This window comes from Mesorhizobium sp. CU3 (assembly GCF_006442965.1).
Lineage (GTDB): Bacteria > Pseudomonadota > Alphaproteobacteria > Rhizobiales > Rhizobiaceae > Mesorhizobium.
Genome location: NZ_VFWX01000002.1, coordinates 166,947 through 188,304 on the forward strand (window position 1 = coordinate 166,947; position 21,358 = coordinate 188,304).

Annotated in this window: 25 protein-coding genes; 9 read left to right on the forward strand and 16 right to left on the reverse strand. The window is 64.0% G+C overall.

Going from position 1 to position 21,358, the window contains the following annotated elements; genetic code table 11:
- Positions 1-32: 32 nt before the first annotated feature.
- Positions 33-905: an undecaprenyl-diphosphate phosphatase gene (locus FJ988_RS04205; protein ID WP_140815509.1), complete on the reverse strand. Its 873-nt coding sequence runs from the start codon at positions 903-905 to the stop codon at positions 33-35.
- Positions 906-1,097: 192 nt separating this feature from the next.
- On the opposite strand from FJ988_RS04205, the gene FJ988_RS04210 reads away from it, so the two are divergent.
- Positions 1,098-2,030 carry a hypothetical protein gene (locus tag FJ988_RS04210; RefSeq protein ID WP_140815510.1) on the forward strand — a complete coding sequence of 311 codons (933 nt, stop codon included), beginning with the start codon at positions 1,098-1,100 and terminating at the stop codon, positions 2,028-2,030.
- 7 nt (positions 2,031-2,037) lie between these two features.
- On the opposite strand, the gene FJ988_RS04215 is transcribed toward FJ988_RS04210, so the two are convergent.
- Positions 2,038-2,250: a hypothetical protein gene (locus FJ988_RS04215; protein ID WP_140815511.1), complete on the reverse strand. Its 213-nt coding sequence runs from the start codon at positions 2,248-2,250 to the stop codon at positions 2,038-2,040.
- Between the two features lie 142 nt (positions 2,251-2,392).
- Positions 2,393-2,788, reverse strand: a complete 396-nt coding sequence (locus FJ988_RS04220) for a GFA family protein (RefSeq protein WP_140815512.1) — start codon at positions 2,786-2,788, stop codon at positions 2,393-2,395.
- A gap of 185 nt (positions 2,789-2,973) precedes the next feature.
- Here FJ988_RS04220 and FJ988_RS04225 point away from each other — a divergent pair, with 185 nt between their 5' ends.
- Positions 2,974-4,008, forward strand: coding sequence for an isopenicillin N synthase family oxygenase (locus FJ988_RS04225; RefSeq protein ID WP_140815513.1), 1,035 nt, complete (start codon positions 2,974-2,976; stop codon positions 4,006-4,008).
- Positions 4,009-4,078: 70 nt separating this feature from the next.
- On the opposite strand, the gene FJ988_RS04230 is transcribed toward FJ988_RS04225, so the two are convergent.
- Positions 4,079-4,318 (reverse strand): ParB N-terminal domain-containing protein, encoded by a 240-nt coding sequence (locus FJ988_RS04230; RefSeq protein ID WP_140815514.1) that lies wholly within the window; start codon positions 4,316-4,318, stop codon positions 4,079-4,081.
- A gap of 145 nt (positions 4,319-4,463) precedes the next feature.
- Between FJ988_RS04230 and FJ988_RS04235 the strand changes: the two genes are divergently transcribed.
- Genes FJ988_RS04235 through FJ988_RS04255 form a run of 5 tightly spaced genes read left to right on the forward strand, consistent with a single transcriptional unit; the run spans position 4,464 to position 9,545 of the window.
- The gene (locus tag FJ988_RS04235; protein WP_140815515.1) at positions 4,464-6,116 is read left to right on the forward strand and encodes a N,N-dimethylformamidase beta subunit family domain-containing protein; all 1,653 of its coding nucleotides are present in this window, start codon (positions 4,464-4,466) and stop codon (positions 6,114-6,116) included.
- On the forward strand, positions 6,113-7,480 hold the full coding sequence (locus FJ988_RS04240; protein ID WP_140815516.1) for an aspartate aminotransferase family protein: 1,368 nt from the start codon (positions 6,113-6,115) through the stop codon (positions 7,478-7,480). Before FJ988_RS04235 ends, FJ988_RS04240 begins: the two co-directional genes overlap by 4 nt.
- A gap of 23 nt (positions 7,481-7,503) precedes the next feature.
- The gene (locus FJ988_RS04245) at positions 7,504-8,007 is read left to right on the forward strand and encodes a DUF523 domain-containing protein (protein ID WP_140815517.1); all 504 of its coding nucleotides are present in this window, start codon (positions 7,504-7,506) and stop codon (positions 8,005-8,007) included.
- 3 nt (positions 8,008-8,010) lie between these two features.
- The gene (locus tag FJ988_RS04250; protein WP_140815518.1) at positions 8,011-8,514 is read left to right on the forward strand and encodes a GNAT family N-acetyltransferase; all 504 of its coding nucleotides are present in this window, start codon (positions 8,011-8,013) and stop codon (positions 8,512-8,514) included.
- A gap of 2 nt (positions 8,515-8,516) precedes the next feature.
- Positions 8,517-9,545, forward strand: a complete 1,029-nt coding sequence (locus FJ988_RS04255; protein WP_140815519.1) for a histone deacetylase family protein — start codon at positions 8,517-8,519, stop codon at positions 9,543-9,545.
- Between the two features lie 6 nt (positions 9,546-9,551).
- Here the strand turns inward: FJ988_RS04255 and FJ988_RS04260 are convergent, their stop codons facing one another.
- The 4 genes from FJ988_RS04260 to FJ988_RS04275 all read right to left on the reverse strand — a co-directional run bounded on the left by FJ988_RS04260 (position 9,552) and on the right by FJ988_RS04275 (position 12,786).
- Complete coding sequence (locus FJ988_RS04260; RefSeq protein WP_140815520.1) at positions 9,552-10,820, reverse strand: cysteine desulfurase-like protein; 1,269 nt, start codon at positions 10,818-10,820, stop codon at positions 9,552-9,554.
- 37 nt (positions 10,821-10,857) lie between these two features.
- Positions 10,858-11,925 carry an aldo/keto reductase gene (locus tag FJ988_RS04265; protein WP_140815521.1) on the reverse strand — a complete coding sequence of 356 codons (1,068 nt, stop codon included), beginning with the start codon at positions 11,923-11,925 and terminating at the stop codon, positions 10,858-10,860.
- Between the two features lie 121 nt (positions 11,926-12,046).
- Positions 12,047-12,505: a hypothetical protein gene (locus FJ988_RS04270; RefSeq protein ID WP_140815522.1), complete on the reverse strand. Its 459-nt coding sequence runs from the start codon at positions 12,503-12,505 to the stop codon at positions 12,047-12,049.
- Positions 12,506-12,597: 92 nt separating this feature from the next.
- Positions 12,598-12,786, reverse strand: coding sequence for a hypothetical protein (locus tag FJ988_RS04275; protein WP_140815523.1), 189 nt, complete (start codon positions 12,784-12,786; stop codon positions 12,598-12,600).
- 122 nt (positions 12,787-12,908) lie between these two features.
- Here FJ988_RS04275 and FJ988_RS04280 point away from each other — a divergent pair, with 122 nt between their 5' ends.
- Positions 12,909-13,073 (forward strand): DUF1127 domain-containing protein, encoded by a 165-nt coding sequence (locus tag FJ988_RS04280; RefSeq protein WP_095765222.1) that lies wholly within the window; start codon positions 12,909-12,911, stop codon positions 13,071-13,073.
- 59 nt (positions 13,074-13,132) lie between these two features.
- On the opposite strand, the gene FJ988_RS04285 is transcribed toward FJ988_RS04280, so the two are convergent.
- Positions 13,133-13,639 (reverse strand): DUF1993 family protein, encoded by a 507-nt coding sequence (locus FJ988_RS04285; protein ID WP_140815524.1) that lies wholly within the window; start codon positions 13,637-13,639, stop codon positions 13,133-13,135.
- A 141-nt stretch (positions 13,640-13,780) separates the two neighbouring features.
- Between FJ988_RS04285 and FJ988_RS04290 the strand changes: the two genes are divergently transcribed.
- On the forward strand, positions 13,781-14,830 hold the full coding sequence (locus FJ988_RS04290; RefSeq protein ID WP_140815525.1) for a DUF1176 domain-containing protein: 1,050 nt from the start codon (positions 13,781-13,783) through the stop codon (positions 14,828-14,830).
- Between the two features lie 9 nt (positions 14,831-14,839).
- Here FJ988_RS04290 and FJ988_RS04295 read toward each other — a convergent pair whose 3' ends face one another.
- The 7 genes from FJ988_RS04295 to FJ988_RS04325 form a co-directional block, all read right to left on the reverse strand.
- A complete protein-coding gene (locus FJ988_RS04295) occupies positions 14,840-15,730 on the reverse strand; it encodes an alpha/beta hydrolase (RefSeq protein WP_140815852.1) in 891 nt (296 codons plus the stop codon).
- 33 nt (positions 15,731-15,763) lie between these two features.
- Positions 15,764-17,377, reverse strand: a complete 1,614-nt coding sequence (locus FJ988_RS04300; protein WP_140815526.1) for a molybdopterin-binding/glycosyltransferase family 2 protein — start codon at positions 17,375-17,377, stop codon at positions 15,764-15,766.
- Positions 17,374-18,078 carry an XdhC family protein gene (locus FJ988_RS04305; RefSeq protein WP_140815527.1) on the reverse strand — a complete coding sequence of 235 codons (705 nt, stop codon included), beginning with the start codon at positions 18,076-18,078 and terminating at the stop codon, positions 17,374-17,376. Before FJ988_RS04305 ends, FJ988_RS04300 begins: the two co-directional genes overlap by 4 nt.
- Before the next feature lie 6 nt (positions 18,079-18,084).
- Positions 18,085-18,423: an XdhC family protein gene (locus FJ988_RS04310; protein WP_140815528.1), complete on the reverse strand. Its 339-nt coding sequence runs from the start codon at positions 18,421-18,423 to the stop codon at positions 18,085-18,087.
- A gap of 69 nt (positions 18,424-18,492) precedes the next feature.
- On the reverse strand, positions 18,493-19,740 hold the full coding sequence (locus FJ988_RS04315; protein ID WP_140815529.1) for a VWA domain-containing protein: 1,248 nt from the start codon (positions 19,738-19,740) through the stop codon (positions 18,493-18,495).
- A gap of 4 nt (positions 19,741-19,744) precedes the next feature.
- Entirely contained in the window at positions 19,745-20,668 is a 924-nt protein-coding gene (locus FJ988_RS04320) for a MoxR family ATPase (protein ID WP_140815530.1), read from the reverse strand.
- Positions 20,669-20,714: 46 nt separating this feature from the next.
- Positions 20,715-21,209, reverse strand: coding sequence for a flavin reductase (locus tag FJ988_RS04325; RefSeq protein ID WP_140815531.1), 495 nt, complete (start codon positions 21,207-21,209; stop codon positions 20,715-20,717).
- Positions 21,210-21,358: the final 149 nt, after the last annotated feature.

Genomic DNA, 21,358 nt, shown 5'->3' on the forward strand with positions numbered 1-21,358 from the left:
GTCGGGTGCCGAGATGGCGGCTTCGACGAGCGTCAGGTGAGCCACCCGGTGGCCACACCGAGCAGCAACACGACGCCGATCACACCGCGATAGATGACGAAAGGCCAGGCGGAAAAGCGCTCCAGGATCCGCATCAGCCCCCAGATGGCGAAGAAGGCCGAGATCGAGGCGACGACCAAGCCGACAGCCAGGATCGACCAGCCATGCGCGTCGAGATGCACCTTGTGCAGCTCCCAGATCTCCTTGAGGCCGGCAAGCGCGATCGCCGGAATGCCGAGCAGGAAGGAAAGCCGGGCGGCTTCGGGCCTTGTGTAGCCCAGGCCAAGCGCCGCCGTCAGCGTGGATCCGGAGCGCGAGACTCCGGGTATCAGGGCGCCGACCTGGGCGACGCCGACAAGCAGCGCGTCGAGGATCGACACCTGGTTGAGCGTGTATCGGTGACTTGCATAGATTTCTGAGAGCGCGAGCAGCACCGCCATGGCGATGCAGGACCAGCCAATGACGGCGAGCCCACGCAAGGGGGAGCCGCAGGCGTTGAGGATGCCGGAAAGCGCCAGGCCGGCGATCACGATCGGCACCGTCGCCAGCACGATGCCCACCGCCAGCCGGAAATGGCGGTTGGTGAAGTCGCGCCGGGAGAGCGCCGACAGCGAGCCGAACACAACGTCGCGAACGTCGCCCCAGAAATAGCTGACGACGGCTGCAAGTGCTGCCAATTGCATGGCCGCCGAGAAGGCCGAGCCGGGGTCCTGCCAGCCGAGCACGGCCGGGACGACGCGCATATGCGCGGTGGACGAGATCGGCAGCAATTCGGTGATGCCCTGAACGATGCCGAGAAACGCCACCTTGGCGTAGCCCAGGCCGACGAACCCGGTATCCACCCCTTGCGTGCAGACATCAGCCATCGCGAATCTTCCCCCGGCGTGAAGCAGACCACAGCATAGGAGCGCATATGGCCGTAGACGGAAAGAGCCTTAGACGCGCGATAGCCGGAATCCAACTCACGGATTTGTAAGGGGCTTCGGCTTGACAACGCAAATAGTCATATTATCATCCGCTAATCTTACACTGTAAGGCATGGGTTTTGGAGGAGAGCCATGTACCCCGTCGCCCTTTCCGATCTGGAGACCCACATTGAGCCGGAACCGCACCTGCCGGAAATCCGGATCGAGCATGTCTCGCGCTACCTCAGCCGCGCCATCGAGCGCGCCGAGGTCGCGGCATGGCTCGACCTCTACGAGGCGGCGCCCGCCGACTTCGCGGCGCAGCACGGTCTCGCCATCGCCAGAGACGGCGATATCGTCTGGACCACCTGCACGACGATCCCGTTCATCCATTTCAACTGCGTGAAGAATATCGGCGTCGACGGCCCGGCCTCGGAGGCTGAGCTCGACCGGCTGCTCGCGCATTACCGCAATGCCGGCATCATGCGGCCCTGGTTCTACACCAATCCACACACCGAGCCGTCGCGGCTCAGATGCTGGCTGGAAGCGCGCGGCCTGCAGCATCAGGGCGGCTGGGAGCGCATTTTTCGCGATGCGACGCCGCTGCCGGTCGAACCGGTCTTCCCGCCCGACCCGCTCATCCCGCTCGACGATCTGACGGCCGAGGAAGTCACGCCCAGGACAGCTTCGCAATGGGCCTCCTTCATCGACAGCAAATACAGGCTGCCGACCTCGCCGTGGCTGATGGCGCTCGTCGGCCGCAAGGGTTGGCATCACTACATGCTGCGGCGCAGAGGCGCCGTCGAGGCGGTGCGCTCGCTGTTCATTGGCAACGACGGCGCCGCCTGGAGCGGCATCGACGCGCCGGTGCCCGGCATCATGGCGCAAAGCTTCGATCTCGACGCCATGCTTGGCGAAAGGCTGCTCCGCGACGGCATCGCCGCCGGCGCGAAACTCTTCGTCGCCGACATCGAGGCGCCACTTCCCGAACGCGACGGACCGGCCTACCGCAACTATGACCGGCTCGGCTTCAAGCTCACTTATCTACGCGATCACTACAGCTACTTGCCGGCGGATTCAGGCTGACCACTCCTCAGCGATACAGCCACTGCTTCAGGCAGCTTCTCGCCACCATATGCGCAGGCGGCAGCGATGCCTGGTCGACGCGAGGATCGTCGCCGACCCTGTCGCGAGCCCTTTCCAGGAGCAGCCGTATCTCGGCCGGCCGCACGCGATCGCTCGCCATCACAAGCTGGATCATCGGGTCGTTCAGCAGCTCGTCCAGGGTGTTGATGGTCTCGCTCATCCGTCGTCTCCTCGATATCTGCCCGCAGCGCTTAGATAGGCAGGCAATCATGGCCCGCCAATGACGCTTTGCCGGCTATCGCGTGCACCGACGATGAATTTTTTGTGCAGGGGCTGCGTCGAAATGAGTCAGCCCAAACAATTCATACTGGTGGCGCGCCCTCATACTGCGGCAGGCCGTCGTCGAGCATCACCCAGGGCTGCTTCGAGGCCGTCCAGAAATGCATGTCGGGCTTGAACAGCGACGGGTCGTCGAGCGAGCCGGAGGTCACGCCGAGAATGCCTCTGGAGTCGCGCCGCGAAAACATCGTCGTGCCGCAGACCGGGCAAAAACCACGCTTGAGGTCAGGCGTGGAATTGATGGTCGCCACCGGTCCCTCGATGGTCACGTCGTCGATGCGGAACAGCAGCCGCGCGTTGAAGGCGGCGCCGATTGCTCTCTGGCAAATCCGGCAATGACAGACGCGCTCGTTGATCGGCTCGGCTTCGGCCCGGTAGCGCACCGCACCGCACAGGCACCCGCCCTGGTATTTCGTCATTGCAATCACTCGGCTTCTGGAAAGTGTGGGGACGGTAACGGCCGCTATCGCAGCGTCAATCAAAAAGCATTGATGGGACGTGATCGGTTGCGCTGATGCGGGTGGCCCAATCACGCGCTCTCTCCGGCGATTGACAATCGGCCGCCGCGGCGCCCTGCTTGCGGCGTCCGACGGGAGGAAGATTGATGGCCGATATCGACACGATAGCGATTGCACCCTTGTTCGGGCCGCCCTCGCCCGCCCGCGACCAGACCGACTCGAGGATCATGGCCGCGGCCTCCGGCATCGGCTTCATGGCGATCCGCGACTTTCCCGGCGACGACTGGCTGACGCCACAGAACCGGGCGCGGCTGCTGGCGATCTTTTCGCTGCCCGAGGCCGAAAAGCACAAGCTGCTACGCTGGAATTTCGACCGCACCAAACACAATGTCTATCGCGGCTGGTTCCCGCTGCAGCCGACCGCCGTCTCCTACAAGGAAGGCATCGACATGGGGCCGGATATCGCCCAGGTTCGGCCCGCTCCCACGGGCCTCGACGCCAACGATCCGCTCTGCGAGGCCACACCGCTGCCGCCCGAAAGCGCCCTGCCCGGCTGGCGCGAGGCGGCCGCCGGCTACTACAAGGCGATGGAGGCCGTCGGCAACGCACTGCTGCGCTCGGTCGCGCGCGGCCTTGGATTGAGCGAGACCATTTTCGATGCCGATTTCGAAGGCGGCATCTCGACCTTGCGGCTGATCCGCTATCCGCTGCGCGATGCAGACAGCGGCATTGACCTCAGCGGCCCCGACTTCTCCGTGCTGCACAATGGCGAGACGCGCATGATCATTGGCCGGGAACATGCCGATTCCGGTTTCGTCACCTTGCTGGCGCAGGACGGCGTCGAAGGCCTGCAGGCGAAAAACCTTGCCGGCGAATGGATCGACGTGCCGCCCGCCGACAACACGCTCGCCGTCAATTTCGGCCAGTTGCTGGAGCGCTGGACAGCCGGTCAGGTGCGCGCGACAAGGCACCGGGTGATCGCGCCCAGCAAGGCGCGCTTCTCGATCCCGTTCTTCTACGAGCCGCGCGTCGACGCAGAGATCGCGCCGCTGCCGCTCAAGGGCGCCGAGCCCTTCGAGCCGTTCCTCTATGGCGACTATCTCTGGGACACGGCGACGAAATTCGTCGAAATGAGCGGCGTCAGGCATCTGCGTGAGCCCAGGCGCGCCAAGGCTTCGTAGCAGCCGGTTCGAGGTGTGTTAAGATGCAGGTCAGGCCGGCTCACCTGAATATCAATGCACCTTAGTGGCGTTAGGCCTGGACGAGATAGGCATCGATCTCGGTCTCGCCCAGCCATTTGGCAGCCTCCAGCCGATGCAGCCCTTCGACAAGGATGTGGCGCTTGCCGTCGTGGCGCACTTGGATCGGCGTCTTCATGCCGTTCTCGAGGATGTCCTCGGCGAGATGGCGAACTGTCTCCGGATGCAGCGTCTTGCGGCGCGCCGTCGGCACGTAGATGTCGTCGACCTTGACCTTTTGCACGCGCAGCATGTCGACTCCCTTGGCGCTAAACACTCTTTCCACATGAGATAGTTGGTTTGCCGGATATGGCCAAGCGCACGCTGGCCCGATCGTTTCTATTTGACGCTCAGCCGGCCAATGGTCTCAATGACGGCCTGTCGATCCAAGGTGTTCTTTGACGCAACTGCCGACCGAATTCCCCGATTTCGGGCTGACGCCCGAAGAGCGCCGCGCAGCGGTGCGCGGCCATTATTACGAATGGCCAGGCATGGACGGCGAGCGCGGCGAGATCTGGTGCTACTCGGACCGGTTTTCCTATCGTCCCGGCGAGACGGTGACCCTGCATGTCAGCTCGACCGCGCCGCAATTCTCAATCAGCATTGTCCGCGACGGAGCTACCGAAACCAAAGTCTTCGAAAAGACCGGCCTGTCGGCGCGCTGGCAGGACACGCCCGACCAGTGCTCGGTCGAAGGCTGCGGCTGGCAGGCCTCGTTCGACTTTCGCGTCGAGCCCGACTGGCCGTCGGCCGCCTACCGCATAACGCTGACGGCTGATGGCCGCGACGGCAGGCTGATCCTCAGTCATCACCTCTTCATCGTCGCGCCGCCACTGGGCAACAAACCCGGCCGCCTGCTGCAGGTCGCGGCGACCGGCACCTGGCTCGCCTACAACACCTGGGGCGGCTCCAACCATTATCAGGGCATCACCGGCCCGAAGCGCGACCAGTATGCCACGATGGTCTCCACGCAGCGCCCCTGGTGCCGCGGCTTCGTCGTGCTGCCTAGGGAGGCCCCGCGCGTGCCCCTGGAAGTGGCGATGCCGCCAAAAACCGTGCCGCGCTATCCGCATATGGAATGGGCCTTCGCCACGGGACATTCGAAGAAATATGCCTCGTCCGGCTGGGCGAGCTACGACAGCCATCTCTTCCGCTTCGCCGAGCGCGCCGGCTACAGAATAGACCTCGCCAGCCAGCACGATCTGCATTTCTCGCCAGAGATCCTCGACGGCTACGACTGCGTCGTCTTCGTCGGCCATGACGAATACTGGACCTGGGAGATGCGCGACGCGGTCGACACTTACGTCGAGCGCGGCGGCCATGCGGCGCGCTTTGCCGGCAATTTCATGTGGCAGACCAGGCTGGAGGACCAGGGCCGGCGGCAAATCTGCTACAAGTACCGGGCGCGCGCCGAGGACCCGGCCTATCGCGGCGGCGACGTCACCCGCGCCACCAATTCCTGGGAGGCGCCGGAGATCGGCCGTCCCGGCAGCGCCACGTTCGGCCTCAACGCGACCCGAGGCGTCTATGCCGGCTGGGGCGGCTGCGCGCCGCGCGGCGTGCGCGGCTTTCCGGTCTATCGTCCGGAGCACTGGGCCTTCGCCGGCACCGGCATCTATTATGGCGACCTGCTCGGCGCCGACAGTCATGTCTATGGCTATGAGGTCGACGGCCTCGACTTCGAGATCCGCGGCGGCCTGCCCTACCCGACCGCCGACAGCGGCGCGCCGGAGGGGCTGCAGGTGCTGGCCGTCGGCATGGCGAGCCAGGTCGAGGAAAGCGCCGACATCCCGATCGAGGACCAGTTCCTCACCGACGAGGACGGCCGCTTCACCGCCGAGACTTTGTTCGGCGAGGCCAGCGACGCCAATCTGGAAAAGGTCAAGCGCGGCAACGGCATGATCGTCAATTTCCCGCGCGGCAAAGGCGAGGTGTTCCACGCTGGAAGCTGCGAATGGGTCGCCGGCCTGCTAAGGCAGGATCCGATGGTCGAACGCGTGACCAAAAATGTCCTCGACCGCTATCTTGGCCGCGACGAGAGGGGCGAATGAACACTGCGCAGTCCATCGAAACCGCCAGCCGGCCGAACCTGTTCCATTTCACGCGGCGGCCCCAGCCGATGGTGGACCGCGCCGACGGCATCTATCTGTGGGACAGGGGCGGCCGCCGCTACATCGACGGCTCGAGCGGCGCGGTCAACGTCAATGTCGGTCACGGCAACCGCAACGTCATCGATGCGATGAAGCGGCAGCTCGACCGAGTCAGCTTCGCCTACATCTTCCAGTTCGAGAACGAATCGGCCGTCGCGCTGGCGCGCGACCTTGCCGAGCGGCTTCCGAACGGGCTCGACCGGATCTACTTCGTCTCCGGCGGCTCCGAGGCGGTCGAGGCCTGCCTCAAGCTGGCGCGCCAATGGGCGGTGGCGACTGGCCAGGACAAGCGCTGGAAGATTATCGGCCGCATGCCTTCCTATCATGGCATCACGCTTGGCACGCTTGCCGTCACCGGCGACGATATCCTGACCAGGACATTCGACCCGGTCGGCCGTCCGATGCCGCTGGTGCCGGCCCCTTCTGTCCATCGCGATCGCGACAATCTGTCGATGGAAGAGCGCGGCGTCCGCTACGCCGATATGCTTGAGGAAAAGATCCTGGAGGAAGGGCCCGAAAGCGTTCTGGCCTTCATCATGGAGCCGATCGGCGGCGCGGCGACCGCGGCGCTGGTGCCGCCCGACAGCTATTTTGCCCGGATCCGCGACATCTGCGACCGCCACGGCATCCTGCTTATCCACGACGAGGTAATGACCGGCATCGGACGCACCGGAAAATTCCTGGGCGGTGACCACTGGGCCTGCCGGCCGGATATCGTCGCGCTGTCGAAAGGGCTGAGCTCGGGCTATGCGCCCCTGGGGGCACTTGCCGCGACCGAGAGGATCGTCGGGCCGGTCGTTGCTGCCGGCGGCTTCCTGCACGGCCATACCTATGGCGGCAACCCCGTCGCCTGCGCGGCCGGCGTCGCCGTGCTGGACGAAGTCGACCGCCTGGGCCTGGTCGAGAATTCCGCCGTCATGGGCGAAGTGCTGCGGGGCGAAATCGAAGCTCTCTCCAGCCGCTTTCCGTTCATTGCCGATGTGCGTGGCAAAGGCCTGTTCATGGGGGCGGAACTCTACGCCGACCCCGTGGCCAGGACGCCGCTGCCACAAAACCTGAACGCCAATCTGCGGCTCATCGATCTGGCCTTCGAGCGTGGACTGGTCATCTATTCGCGACGCGTGCGCGGCGGCCCGGTGAGTGATAATTTCATGGTCTGCCCGCCTTTGATTACGACGCGCGAGCAGATCGGCGAGATCATCGCCGTGCTTGGCGACACGCTGGAAGCGCTTGCCGCCGAACTCGGTCTGCCGGTCGATCGCTGAGGCCGCGCAAGGGAGGAGCCGCTATGGAAAGGGTGCTTGTCTCGGCCTGCTTGCTCGGCAGCAAGGTGCGCTACAACGGCTCGTTTCGGCTCGACCGTCATCCCGTGCTGGCGCGCTGGCAGTCGGAGGGCCGGATCGTGCAGATCTGCCCCGAGGTCGCCGCGGGTTTCGCGACGCCGCGCCCGCCGGCCGAAATCCAGGGCGCCGGCGACGGCCATGCGGTTCTGCAAGGCCAAGGCCGCGTAATCGAACAGACCGGCGGCGATGTCACCCGCCTTTACCGTGAAGCCGGGCAACTGGCGCTCGACCTCGCCCGCGAAAGCGGATGCCGCTACGCCGTTCTGACGGACGGCAGCCCGTCCTGCGGCAGCAGTTTCATCTATGACGGGAGTTTTTCAGGCGCGCGCGTGGCGGGCCGAGGCACGACCACCGCGCTGCTCGAGGAAAACGGCGTCCGCGTCTTTTCGGAAGACAGGATCAACGAGCTTGACGATCTCTTGACCGGCGCTGCCGGACCTGCGGACTAATCGATGCGGCAGCAGGCCACCGACATACTTCTGCGGCCCGGCACCATCGACGACGTCGAGGTGATATATGCCGCGCTGCTCAGCCTCAGCAGACAGATAGGCTCACACCAGGACATCAAATCGACGTCCAAGGACATCCGCACCTACGGTTTCGGTGACAAACCCGCCTTCTCTACCCTGATCGCCGAGGTCGACGGCGCGTTCGCGGGTCTTTGCCTGTATTTCCCGATTTTTTCGACCTGGATGGGCCGTCCCGGCGTCTATATCCAGGACCTCTATGTCGAGGACCGTTTTCGCGGCCGGCGTATCGGCGAAAAGCTGCTGCGGCGCGTCGCCAAGGAATGCCGCGCGGCAGGCGGCGTCTATCTGAGACTCTCGGTCGACACCGACAATGAGAGCGCCAAGGCTTTCTATGAACGCCTGGGCATAGGCTGGGCGAACTACGAGCAGGTGCAAAAGATCGTCGGCGACGCCTTCTTCGCCTTTGCCGACGCGCCGGAGGAATGACGATGAAAGCTTTTTACGCCGAAGAGCAGAAGCGCCACGATCCGAAGGCTTTCCTGTCCAGCGGCGCGCCGCAGCCCAATCCGGAAAAACCGGAGCGGGTCGAGAGATTGTTAGCCGGCGCAATATCGGCTGGATTGACGGTGGAGCGACCGAAAAATCACGGCCTCGGCCCGATCTCAGCTATCCACACGCCCGAATATCTCGACTTCCTCGAGCACATTTTTTCACGCTGGCAGCGCATCGAAGACGCCTCCGCCGAAGTCATCCCGAACATCCATCCGATCGCGCGCGGCGGCTCTTATCCCGCCTCGGCGGTTGGTCAGGCCGGCTATCACATGGCCGACACCGCCTGCCCGATCTCGGCCGAGACCTGGAACAGCGCGCTATGGAGCGCCTGGAGCGCGGTCGAGGCCGCCGAGGCCGTGATGACCGGCGCGGCTTCGGCCTATGCGCTCTGCCGCCCGCCGGGGCATCACGCCTTTGCCGATGTCGCCGGCGGCTTCTGTTTCATCAACAATTCGGCGGTCGCGGCGCAGGTGTTGCGGAAAAATGCTGCGCGCGTCGCCATCCTCGATGTCGACCTGCATCACGGCAACGGCACGCAAGGCGTCTTCTACGCCCGTCCCGACGTGCTCACCGTCTCGCTGCATGCTGATCCGGTGCGCTTCTATCCGTTCTTCTGGGGTCATGCCGACGAGCGCGGCGAAGGCCTTGGGCTGGGCTACAATCTCAACCTGCCGCTGCCGCGCAAATCCGCCGACGCGGCGTTTCTCGAAGCGCTCGGCACGGCCTTCCAGCGCATCCGCGCCTTCGCCCCTGAGGCGCTGGTGGTGGCGCTCGGCCTCGACGCCTTCGAAGGCGACCCCTTCGGCGGGCTTTCGGTGACGACACCTGGCTATTCCCGGATCGGCGAAGCGATTGCCGGGCTTGGCCTGCCGACGGTCATCGTCCAGGAAGGCGGCTATCTCTGCGACGCGCTCGGCGACAACCTAACCGCCTTCCTGACCGGCTTCGGCGGCAAGCACGGATAGCCCGGATTAAGATCGCTGTTGCCTGAGCATCGCGATCACCCGATGCACGCTTTCCAGCGTCTCCGCGATCTCGCCCGCCGTGTTGTAATGCGCGATGCCGATGCGCACGACGCCTTGCTCGGCCGGAATGCCGAGCTGGTGGACGATCTCCCACGCATAATTGTGGCCGGACCACAGGAAGATGTTTTCGGCATTCATCTGCCGCACGATCGTTTCCGGCGCGATGCCTTCGACGGTGAAGGAAACCGTCGGCACGCGTTCACCGAGACGGTCCAGATCGGTGATGCCACGAATGGTCAGGCCCTCGATATCCGAAAGACCCTCGATCAACTGCCGGGCGAGCGCATTCTCATAGGCGATCGAAACTTCGAACGCCTTCGCGATCCGCTGCCGCCGCGAGCCACCCTCGCCGGCTGCCGCGCCGAGATCGGCGAAGTAGTCGATTGCCGCCGTCAGGCCGGCCATCAGTTCGATCTGCGGCGTGCCGAGCTCGAACCGTTCCGGCAGGCCATTGGAAGAGCACCGGCATTTATAGGGCTGCAGCGCATCGATGACGTCGCGGCGGCCCCACAAGATGCCCATATGCGGCCCGAAGAATTTATAGGCCGAGCAGATCAGGAAATCGCAGCCGAGGTCCTGCACGTCGATCAGCCCATGCGGCGCGAACTGCACCGCGTCGACATAGACCAGCGCGCCCGCCTGCTTGGCGATCGCCGTCAGCGCCTTCACCCGGTTGATCGAACCAGTGAGGTTCGAGGCATAGTTCAGCGCCACCAGCCGCGTCCTGTCCGAAAGCAGCGCCTTGAGCGCCGCTTCCTCGACCTGCCAGCTCTGCTCGTCGAACGGCAGGAACCGAACCACCAAGCCGAGATCCTCGGCAAGCTGCAGCCAGGGCGAGACATTGCCCTCATGGTCCATGCGCGTGACGATGATCTCGTCGCCGGGCTTCATCGTGCGGCCGAGCGTGCGCGACATGTGATAGGTCAGCGTCGTCATGTTTGCGCCGATGACGATTTCCTCGACGCTCGCCGCATTGAGGAAGTCGGCCATCGCGGCATGCGCCTCGTCAACCACTTGCTGCGCCGCGACCGTCGTCTCGAAGAAGCCGCCGAGATTGGCGTTGGTGGTCAGCAGGCAGCGTGACACCGCGTCGGCCACCTCTTGCGGCACCTGCGTGCCGGCCGGATTGTCGAGATAGATGCGACGGCGGCCCTTGTCGGTCAGCGCAAGCGCCGGGAACTTGCCGCGCACCGCCTCGATCGGAAAATCTGCCATCGTCTCCATCCCCCTGTCTTTGTTTAATAATTTCCGGTCACGGGCACGGATTACCGACGCGCTGGTGGATCGCGTCGACCGCCTTCTGCATCTCTTCGGTCCAGGTGACGTCGGCCGACGACAACGCTATGTCGAGCTGGGCGACGCTGGTGGCACCGACAATATTGGCGGTCACGAAGGGCCGGCTCGACACGAAGGCGTTGGCGAACAGCGCCGGCTCCATGCCGAAGGAGCGCGCCAGCTCATTGTATTCCAGCTGCGCCGCGGCCGCGTTCGGCGTTTCATAGCGCTGGCCGCGGTTGAAGAGCTGCGAGCGCGAACCCTGCGGCCGCGCGCCATGGTCGTATTTGCCGGTGAGATAACCTTGCGCCAGCGGCGAATAGGGAAGCAGGGAAACCTCCTCGCGCGTGCAGACCTCGGCGAGGTTCACCTCGAAGGTGCGGTTGACGAGGTTATAGGCGTTCTGCAGCGACGCGACACGCGGGCCGACGCCCTTCTCGGACTCGAACAGGAAACGCATGACGCCCCAGGAACTCTCGTTCGACAGGCCGAAATGGCGGATTTTTCCCGCCTTCACCAATTCCTCGAACACGGCAAGCGTCTCGGCGATCGGCGTCTCGTCGGACGGCGCGCCCTCGCTGTCGGCACGGCGCGGCATCGCGCCGACGCGCGTCGGGTTCGACCCCCACGGAATGTCCCGCTCCGGCCAATGGATCTGATAGAGGTCGATATAGTCGGTGCCGAGCTTGGCCAGCGACTTCTCGACCGCGTCGAAAATGTCGGTGCGGTTGAGCTGCGAGGGACGGTCGCCGCGGAACCAGGTGTTGCCGGTGCGGCCGACCACTTTCGAGGCGATGATCACCTTGTCGCGATTGCCGTTGGCCTTCAGCCAGGAGCCGATGATCTTCTCGGTGCGCCCCTGCGTTTCGGCCTTGGGCGGGATCGGGTAGAGTTCGGCCGTATCGATGAAGTTCACCCCGCGCGAGAACGCCAGGTCCATCTGCGCGTGACCTTCGGCCTCGGTGTTCTGCTGACCCCAGGTCATCGACCCCAAGCAGATTTGCGAAACAAGAAGATCGGTCCGACCGAGGCGGCGTTTTTGCATCGAAATTTCTCCGCCGGGAAGTTTTTGCGCGGACAGCGCGGGGAGGAAATTCAAGCATAAAGCATAGGCCGGAGTTTCTCCAAGCCCTGCAGCCGCCGACTTTTGCGTGAATGTCTAAGAGCTAGCGTCTGGCGCCGGCGAGCGCGCGCCGCTTGGCCTCGTCGATCAGCATGTTAGCCACCTGCATGCGGATCATGGCGCGCTGGCGCAGATGCGGCGCGACGCGATCCGGATGGTTGGCGAAGGCGAAGTTCCGGCGTATGCGGCCGAAATCGGCGTTCTTGGCGGGACGGTCGAGACCGAGTTCACCGGCGATCGATTCAGGGTCGATCGGCGGCAGCTTCTCCTCCGGTCGCGGTTCCTCGGCCGCCAGCACCACCTTTGCCTGGTCGAGCAACGCGGCGAATTCGGCGGCGAGATCGGCGCCTGCCTCACGGTATTCGGCGGCGACGCTCTCGCCGGCAACCTTGATGCGGCCGGAATGAAGCTCATCCGCCACCGACAGATAATCGAACGGAATGGACGGCCTTGCGCCCTCATCCCCGCCCTTTTCCGAGGCGATGATGAGGTCGTCGAGCAACGAAGCGAAATCGAGCTTGCTCCCGGTGCCGATCTCAGCCTCCCACGACCACGCGCACTATCGGTTTATGCGCAGACCATAGGGCGCTCTCGTTAAAAATGAATGCTGGCGATGTTAACAATTGCCGCGTTTTGCGGGCCTTTGAGCGCCTGAAACGGCACGCAAACTAAAAAGCCGGGCTGCATTTTCATACAGCCCGGCAAGGTCGCCAGGAGTGGCGAGGAAAAAGCCAGCCATGAGCCGGCAACGTGCCTACGTTCGAGGATACGGAAAAGTTTCATCAAAAATCGATTATGACAGAAAAATTCCGCGAGGCATGGCTGCTATGCAATTGCTGCACTGCACAATTTTAACAAATCACCTATATCGTGACGTCGGGAGGACCAACAGGGGCAACTGAGTCATGGGGTTCTTCACTGAAATGTTCGCTCGGCCGCGGCCGCAGGAACACCAGCGTTACCGCTCGGCGCTCGCGCTTCTGAACGCGATGAGCAATGCCGACCGCGCCGACATCGGCATCAAGCCGGCGGATTTTCCGCGCATCGCGCGCGAGATGTCGATCCGCTAAGCTTTAGGTGAACCGAAGAGGTTTCCCGGATTGCCGGGAAACCTCCAAACCATTCAAAGTCAGCGATTTCCCAAAAAAGTCTGCTTGCCGAGCGGCACGCCATTGTGGCGCAGGATGTCGTAGGCCGTGGTGATGTGGAAGTAGAAATTCGGCATCGCTACATGCAGCAGGTATTGCAGACCCGGCAGCGTGGCTTCGCGGCCGCCAAGCCTTAGTTCGACCGTTCGGTCCTCGGAGCCTTCCAGATCCTCCGCCGAGAAAGTCGCCAGAAGATCGAGCGTCTTGGCGATTCGCGCCTGCAGATCGGCAAAGGTCGCTTCATTGTCTTCGTATTTCGGCACTTCGCGCCCGGCGAGCCGCGACGGCGCGCCCTTGGCGTGGTCGGTGGCGATCTGCACCTGCCTGGTCAGCGCGAACATGTCGGGCGCAAGGCGCGCCGTCAAAAACACCTGCGGATCGATCTTGCGCTCGCCGGCATTCTGTTCCGCCGCCGTGAGCACGCTTGCCAAGGCCTTCAGCCGCGCCGAAAAGACGCCCACCGATATGTCGTACATGGAAATGGTCACGGATAAATCTCCCAAGCGGCTCCAGCACCGCGGGCCGTGACCTAGCGCCTGTCGCCGCGATTCTTCAAGCAGTCTTGCCGCCACGTCACCGCGCCGCCGCAATCGCCGTGGTAGTATTTTCGTTACCCGAGGGAGGATTCGATGAAGAGCGCCACTTTCGCAGCGACTGTCTTCTTTTCTCTGACTGGCCTTGCACAGTCCGCTTTGGCTGCGGACGCGCCTTATATCGACGACAGATCCACCGCGGAGGCCGTGATCCGCTCGCTCTACAGCGCCATCAACCGGCATGAATTCGCCCGCGCCTGGGGTTACTACGGCGATACAAAGCCGGCAAAAGATTTCAACACCTTCGTCAAGGGCTATGACGGCACCGACACGGTCGACGTCAAGATCGGCGCCGTCGCGGAGGACGGTGCCGCCGGCAGCATCTATTATAGCGTCCCCGTTGCCATCCAGGCGACCGACAAGAAGGGCGACGCCAAGGTTTTCGCCGGCTGCTACACGGTTCGCCAGGTCAATGCGCAGATCCAGGAGCCGCCCTTCCAACCGATCTTCATCGACAAGGGTGCGCTGAAGCCCTCGACCGAGGATTTCGACAGCGCCGTGCCGGCAAGCTGCGGCGACGGCCCGCCGCCGCCGAAGAAGGACGATGCGTTGGAACAGGCCAAGAAGGCATTCCTCGCCACCTATGGCAACCAATGCGACAAGCAGGATACTGACGGCAAGCCGATCGGCGAGCCGCAAGCCTATTCCATCCACTACAAGGACAAGGACGCTCAGCCCAGCGATCCGGAACGCGAGACGCGTCTGTTCCGCTTCTTCTGTTCCATGGCAGCCTATAACGAAAGCGAAGTCTACTACGTCTGGAACGATGTCGACGGCGTGACTCAGCTGCAATTCACCGAGCCGGAGCTCGACATCCGCTACGAGAATAACAATACCGAAGGCAAGGTCGAGTCGATCCACATCATCGGCTTCCGTACCACCGGCTGGGCGACCAACTCCGACTATGACGATAAAACCAAGTCCATCGTCACCTTCGATAAATGGCGCGGCGTAGCGGACGCCTCGTCATCGGGAACGTATCTGTTCCGCAACGGCGATTTTTCGCTGGTCCAGTACGATGTCGATGCATCCTATGACGGCGAACAGAATCCGCAGACGATCATCGACTACAACACCGCGCCGTAATCAGGCTGATCAGGGCGCCTTCGTCAGCATCCAGTTCAACGTTCCGCGCCAGTCGACCATGCGGATCGGCGTACCGTGCGTGCCGGTCTCGAAGCGCACGAAGCGAGTCGGATAGGGGTAGGCCTTCGATTTCGCGATGATGGAGCGGAAGAAGGCTTCCTGCTTCTCGACGGGAAAGACCACATCATGGCTTCCCTGGCCAAAGAACACCGGCACGTGGCGCCTGAAAGCCGGGCTCGACAGAAAACTCTCGTCCCACAGCGAGCCGAGCAGCAAGAGCCCGTTGATGCGCCTTCCAGTGTCGTTGCGGGCTGCGAGCTTCCAGCAGATCATGCCGCCCATCGAGCCGCAGGCGACGAAGATCTTCGCGCCTGGCGATTGCTGCGCATAATGATCGATCAGCGCCGCGACCTGGCCGGCGCCCTTGTCGCCGAAATCCGGGAAATCCGGCGATAGATAAAGGCCGTTGTTGGCAGCCATCAGGTTCTTGATACGGTTGAAATTGCCGCCGAAGGTGAAATCATCGACGCCCTGCTTGCGGCTGCCGCCCTGCCCGTGCAGGTAAAGCACGATGATCGAAGCGCCTTCGGTCTTGCCGACCGCGACATGCCTTATGTCGCCGGCATCGGACTTCAGCATCAGATCCTGCTGCACCTTGCGCACGCCGGGATCGGTATACTGCGCGCGAACGCGCTTTTCCGGCACTTGGTCGCGCTGGTTGATATCGCGCATCTCATGGTAGTCGAGCACCGTGTAGGCGCCGTTGTCGCCAGTGGACAGCGTCGCCGGATAGGCGAAGAGGTCGTCCTTGAACGGTTTTAGCGACAGTGTTTGGGCATTGGCGGCCTGGACGGCGAAACCGGTTGCGACGAGCAGGGCGAAGAGGAAGCGCAAAAACATGCCGGAAGGCATGCGAAATTCAGCTCCGCTTTGTCAATCCTGCAGGACGCCGCCGGCTCCTTCCAGCGCCTCGGGCGTGTCGACATCGATCGAGGCGCCCTGCCCGATCTCGACATCGATGACATCGAGCCCTTCAGCCTCGACCAGATGCCGCGCGCCGGTGTCGCCCTCGAGCTGCGCGACGGCGGCAAACAACGAACGCGGCAAAAGCACCGGATTGCCGCGCTTTCCCAGATGCGATGCCCGCACCACGGCGCGGCCGCCCGAGCGACGGAAGGCATCGATCAGGCTGTCGAGGTCCTTCGACGAGACGCCCGGCATGTCGCCGAGCACGATCATGGCGCCAGCCGCATCGTGAGCGACATTAGCAATGCCCGCCTTCAGCGAAGAGGCGAGGCCGTCGGCGAAATCCGGATTGTCGGCGAGCCGCACATCGAGGCCCGCAAGTGCTGCGCGGATGCGTTCGCGCTGGTGCCCGGTGACGACGACGGTGCCGGTGGCCTTGGAGCGAAGCGCCCGCTCGGCGGTGCGGCGCACCAGCGGCTTGCCCTCGAACAGCGCCATGAGCTTGTTCGGCCCGCCCATGCGGCTGGAACGGCCGGCGGCCAGAAGCACGATCTCGACCTTCGCCTCTGAGCCTGCTGGCCGCGCGGGCTCGCGCGGCTGCGGCCTGGTCGGGATTTCCATCAGCAACCCTCCGACGCCCATGCCGGCAATATCGCCCTCGGTCACATCGAGCCCGGCGATCAGTCGGTCGAGCACCCAGTCGAAGCCGTTTTCCTTGGGGCTGCGTGCGCAGCCGGGCGCACCGATAATGCGCTTGCCGTCCAGCGTGCCGAGAACCAGCAGGTTGCCGGGATCGACAGGCATGCCCGCGCGGATGACAGTCCCGCCTGCGCGCTCGATCGCGGCCGGCACGACATCGGCGAAATCGCTCATCGCCGAAGCGCCGAAGATCACCACGACGTCGTTGTCGCGCGCCAGCACCGAGGCAGTCTCGGCGACCGGCGCCACCTCGTGCGGGGTGCGGCGCTCCGCCGTCACCCGGCTGCCCGAACGCACCAGCCGCGCCTCGGTGACACGCAGCGTCTTGTCGAGCACGCTTGGCTTGATGCCCGGCAGCACCGTCTGGATGACGCCGACGCGGACTGGGCGATAGGCATTGACCGCGAAGATCTCGCCGGCGTCGCAGATCCTGGCCGCCTTCTCGACCAGGCTGCCTGCCACAGCGAAGGGAATGATCTTCACCGTCGCCACCATCTGTCCAAGCTCGACCGGCGCATGCTGCGCCAGCGTAGCGATGGTGATCGCCGGATCGACCGCGTTGATGGCGTCGATCATCTTGGCATCGACCGTGAAGACGCCAGCCGCCTCGGCATGCAGGTTCACCCGTCCGGTCGCGGCAGGCCTGGCCTCGATATTGCGGTGGACCATGGCGGCTGCGATTTTCGTCGCGGCTGCATCCTCGCCGAGATCGCCAGTTGTGAGAACGGCGGCAACGACGTCGCGGATGCCGGCAGCCTTCAAAGCTGCGATATCCTCGCTGCTCAGCCGGTGCGCCTTGCGGAAGCGCTTTTCGCCGGCCGTCACCGCATGCGCCAGCACCGCGCCTTCGGCCTCATCGATCGGAACCGGGCCGAATTTCACGCCACGGCGCCTTTCGCTTCGAGGCCGCGCGAGCGGAAGGCATGGATGGTCTGCGCCAGGATGGCGACGGCGATCTCGGCCGGGCTGGCAGCACCGATGTCGAGACCGATCGGCGCGTGGATGCGGGCGATCTGCTCGGCGCCGGCGCCAAGCGCCAGCAGCCGCTCGACGCGCTTTGCATGGGTTTTGCGGCTGCCCAGCGCGCCGACATAGAAGCATCCGGCATCGAGCGCCGCCTTCAGCGCGAAATCGTCGATCTTCGGATCATGCGTCACGGCGGCAAGCGCGGTGTAACTGTCGAGCGGCGCGCGTTTCAGCACATCCTCCGGCCATTCGGCATGCAGCGCGACATCGGGAAAGCGTTCCGGCGTGGCGAAGGCCGTGCGCGGATCGATGATCTCGACCGGATAGCCCGCGATCCGCGCCATCGGCGCGAGCGCCTGGCTGATATGCACAGCGCCGATCACCACGAGCCGCGGACGCGGCAGATGCGCGTTGAGGAAGAAAGTCCGCCCCTCCGCCTCGACCGATCCAGAATTGCCTGTCCTGAACGCCTTGGCGATCGCCATGCCGAGATCGCCGGCGACCGGATCGCCCTCGCGCACGATGCGGTCCCGGCCATCGCCGAGATCGGTGACCAGCACCGCGGCGCGCCGTGCCCGTCGTTCTTCGTTCAAGGTTTTCAGAACATAGGGATCCATGAATGATCAGCCCAGGCGCTCGACATAGACCTTGATACGGCCGCCGCAGGAAAGACCGACCTGCCATGCGGTTTCGTCGGCGACGCCGAACTCCAGCATCCTGGCCTTGCCCGAGCCGATGACGTCGATGGCTTCGGTCACCACGGCGCCCTCGACGCAGCCGCCCGATACGGAGCCGTGGAAATTGCCCTCGGCATCGATGACCAGATGGCTGCCGACCGGGCGCGGCGCCGAACCCCAGGTCTCGACCACGGTCGCAATCGCGACATCCTTGCCGTCCTTCATCCAGCCCTCCGCGATGATCAGAGGATCGCGGGCCTCATCGAGATAGATGCTGTCGTCCATCGTCGCTTCTCGCAAAGTCTGTTTTTCAAGGGAAACTTTAGTTTTCCCAAAGTTCATAAGTCCATATGGCTACGCGGCCTGTCTCCCGCCAGCTTGCAGCCAGCGCCGTGGATTGACCGTGGCCGCCGGCCGTTGGTCGAGCGAGGCGCACAGATCGGCCAGCGCATCGAGATTGTGCACCGCCCGGAACTCGTCGACATGCGGCAGCATCGCCTTGACGCCGCGCGCGCGCGCCTCGAAACCGTCGAAGCGCAGCAGCGGGTTCAGCCAGATCAGCCGCCGGGAGGATTTGTGGAGCCGCTCCATCTCTTCCGACAGTCCAGTGACGTCGTCGCGCTCCAATCCGTCGGTGATCAAAAGCACCACGGCGCCCTGCCCCAGCACGCGCCGCGACCACAGCCGGTTGAACTCGGCCAGCGTGTCGCCGATGCGGGTGCCGCCCGACCAGTCCTTCACCGCCGCCGAGCATTCGGCCAACGCCTCGTCCGGATCGCGATGGCGCATCTGGCGGGTCAGATTGGTCAGCCGTGTGCCGAAGACGAAAGCATGCACGCGCCGGCGTTTTTCCGTCAGCGCATGCAGGAAATGCAGGAAGATGCGGGTGTACTGGCTCATCGAGCCCGAAATGTCGGCCAGCACCACCAGCGGCGGGTGCACTTCGCGGGCCGAGCGGAATTTCGGCAGGATGAGCGCGCCACCGGTGCGCGAAGCCGAGCGCATCATGGCGCGCGGATCGATGCGCCGCCCTTGTGTGTCGGGTTTGAAACGGCGGGTGCGCACCATGTCGAATGGCAGGCGCAAGGCCGCGATCGCCTTTTTGGCCTCGGCCATTTCGCCGGCGTCCATCTGGGCAAAATCCTTGCCGCGCAGGACCTCATTGCCGGAAAAGGTCAGCCGCGCATCGATCTCGATCTCGGGCACTTCACGGACTGGCTGGTTCTTGCTGTGGCCTTCGAACATCGCCTGGCTGACGCGGTTTTCCGCCGCGCGCGGCTTCTGCTTTTCAGCCGTGTCTGGCGCGACCGGCGAAAACATCGCCAGCATCTTTTCGATCAGCTCGCGCGATTTCCAGAACAGCCGGAAGGCTTCATCGAAGACGGGATGATCCTCGTGCCGCGAGACCAGCACCGCATGCAGCGTCCAGTAGAAATCGTCGCGCGAACCGATGCCGGCGGCGAGCACCGCCTCGATGGCGTCCTTGACCGACGCCGGCCCGACGCGCATGCCGGCCTTGCGCAAGGCGCGGGCGAAATAGACGATGTTGTCGGCGATGCGCCCGTCGGCGGTCGCTTCTTTGGGCTCTGGCAGCGAAGGCATCCGACTATTCCGCCGCCGACAGCTCGGCCTTCACCTCATCGAGGATGCGCCGGCCCTCGCCCGTGCCGATGCGGGCGATGTCGTCCTGGTATTTCAAAAGCACGCCGATCGTGTCGGAGACGGTTTCCGGATCGAGCGCCACCTTGTCGAGTTCGGTCAGCGCGCCGGCCCAGTCGATGGTTTCTGCGACGCCCGGCGCTTTGAACAACTCGACCTGGCGCAGCTTCTGGATGAAGGACACCACTTCCGCCGACAGCCGGCTGTTCGCCTGCGGCACCTTGCGGCGTACGATCTCCAGCTCGCGCTCGGCATTGGGATAGTCGACCCAGTGATAGAGGCAGCGGCGCTTCAGCGCGTCGTGGATCTCGCGGGTGCGGTTGGTGGTGATGATGACGATCGGCGGCTCTTCAGCCTTGATCGTGCCGAGTTCCGGCACCGTCACCTGGAAGTCCGACAGGATTTCCAGCAGGAACGCCTCGAAGGCCTCGTCAGTGCGGTCGAGCTCGTCTATCAGAAAGACCGGCGCCGCACCCCTCTTGCCGGTCAGCGCGTCGAGCACCGGGCGGCGGATCAGATACTTTTCGGAGAAGACGTTGCGCTCCATGTCGGAACGCACGACCTTGCCGGCCGCCTCCTCCATGCGGATCTCGATCATCTGGGCGGCGTAATTCCACTCATAGACGGCCGAGGAGACGTCCAGCCCTTCATAGCATTGCAGGCGGATCAGCCGGCGGCCCAGCGCTTCGGCCAGAACCTTGGCGATCTCTGTCTTGCCGACGCCAGCCTCGCCTTCGAGAAACAACGGCCGCTTCATGCGCAGCGACAAAAACAGCACCGTCGCCAGCGAGCGGTCCGCGACATAGTCCGCGCCGGTCAAAAGATCGAGCGTTTCGTCGATCGATTTCGGCGCGGGGCGCGGCGCGGTCATCTTGTCTCCATGGATCCCGCTTGCCCTTTTCAACGAAATGAAGGTTTCAAAGAAAATGATAGCCGCGGTTGTGGTAGATCAGCGGCCGCAAATTATCGCCGATGCGCAGGCCTGTCACCTTGCCAAAAAGCACACGGTGGGTGGCAAGGTCCTTGGCATCGATGATCTCGCAGTCGAACACCGCGAGCGCGCCTTTCAGCGTCGGCGCGCCGGTCGAGATCACGTCCCATTCGGCAAGCGCGAAGCGCTCCTCCGACGGCAGGCCGGTGATGCCGGAAAAGCCGACCGAGACTGCCTCCTGGTCCGAAGCCAGCGTGTTCAGCGCGAACTTACCGTTCTTGATGAAGGCCTCGTTCTTGACGTTTTCGCGGTTGAGGCAGACCAGCACCGTCGGCGGCGTATCGGAGACCGAGCAGGCGGCAATCACCGTCGCGCCCCGTTTGCCGCCGGGGCCGTCCGTCGTCACCACATGGACGTGGCCGGCAAAATGCGCCATCGCATCGCGATAGTGCTGCGGCCCGATGTCGTTGATCTTCAGCACGCGATAATCCGCCTTTGGGAACAAGCCCGTTATATATGGCGGCCTATTGCGCGCCACAAGCCGCATGGCACGGGCGAAGTGCTTGACCACAATCCGCAAATTCGCGTGTTGCGCCCGCCTTAGCCAGCCTTTAGGGCTTTGCTGGGATA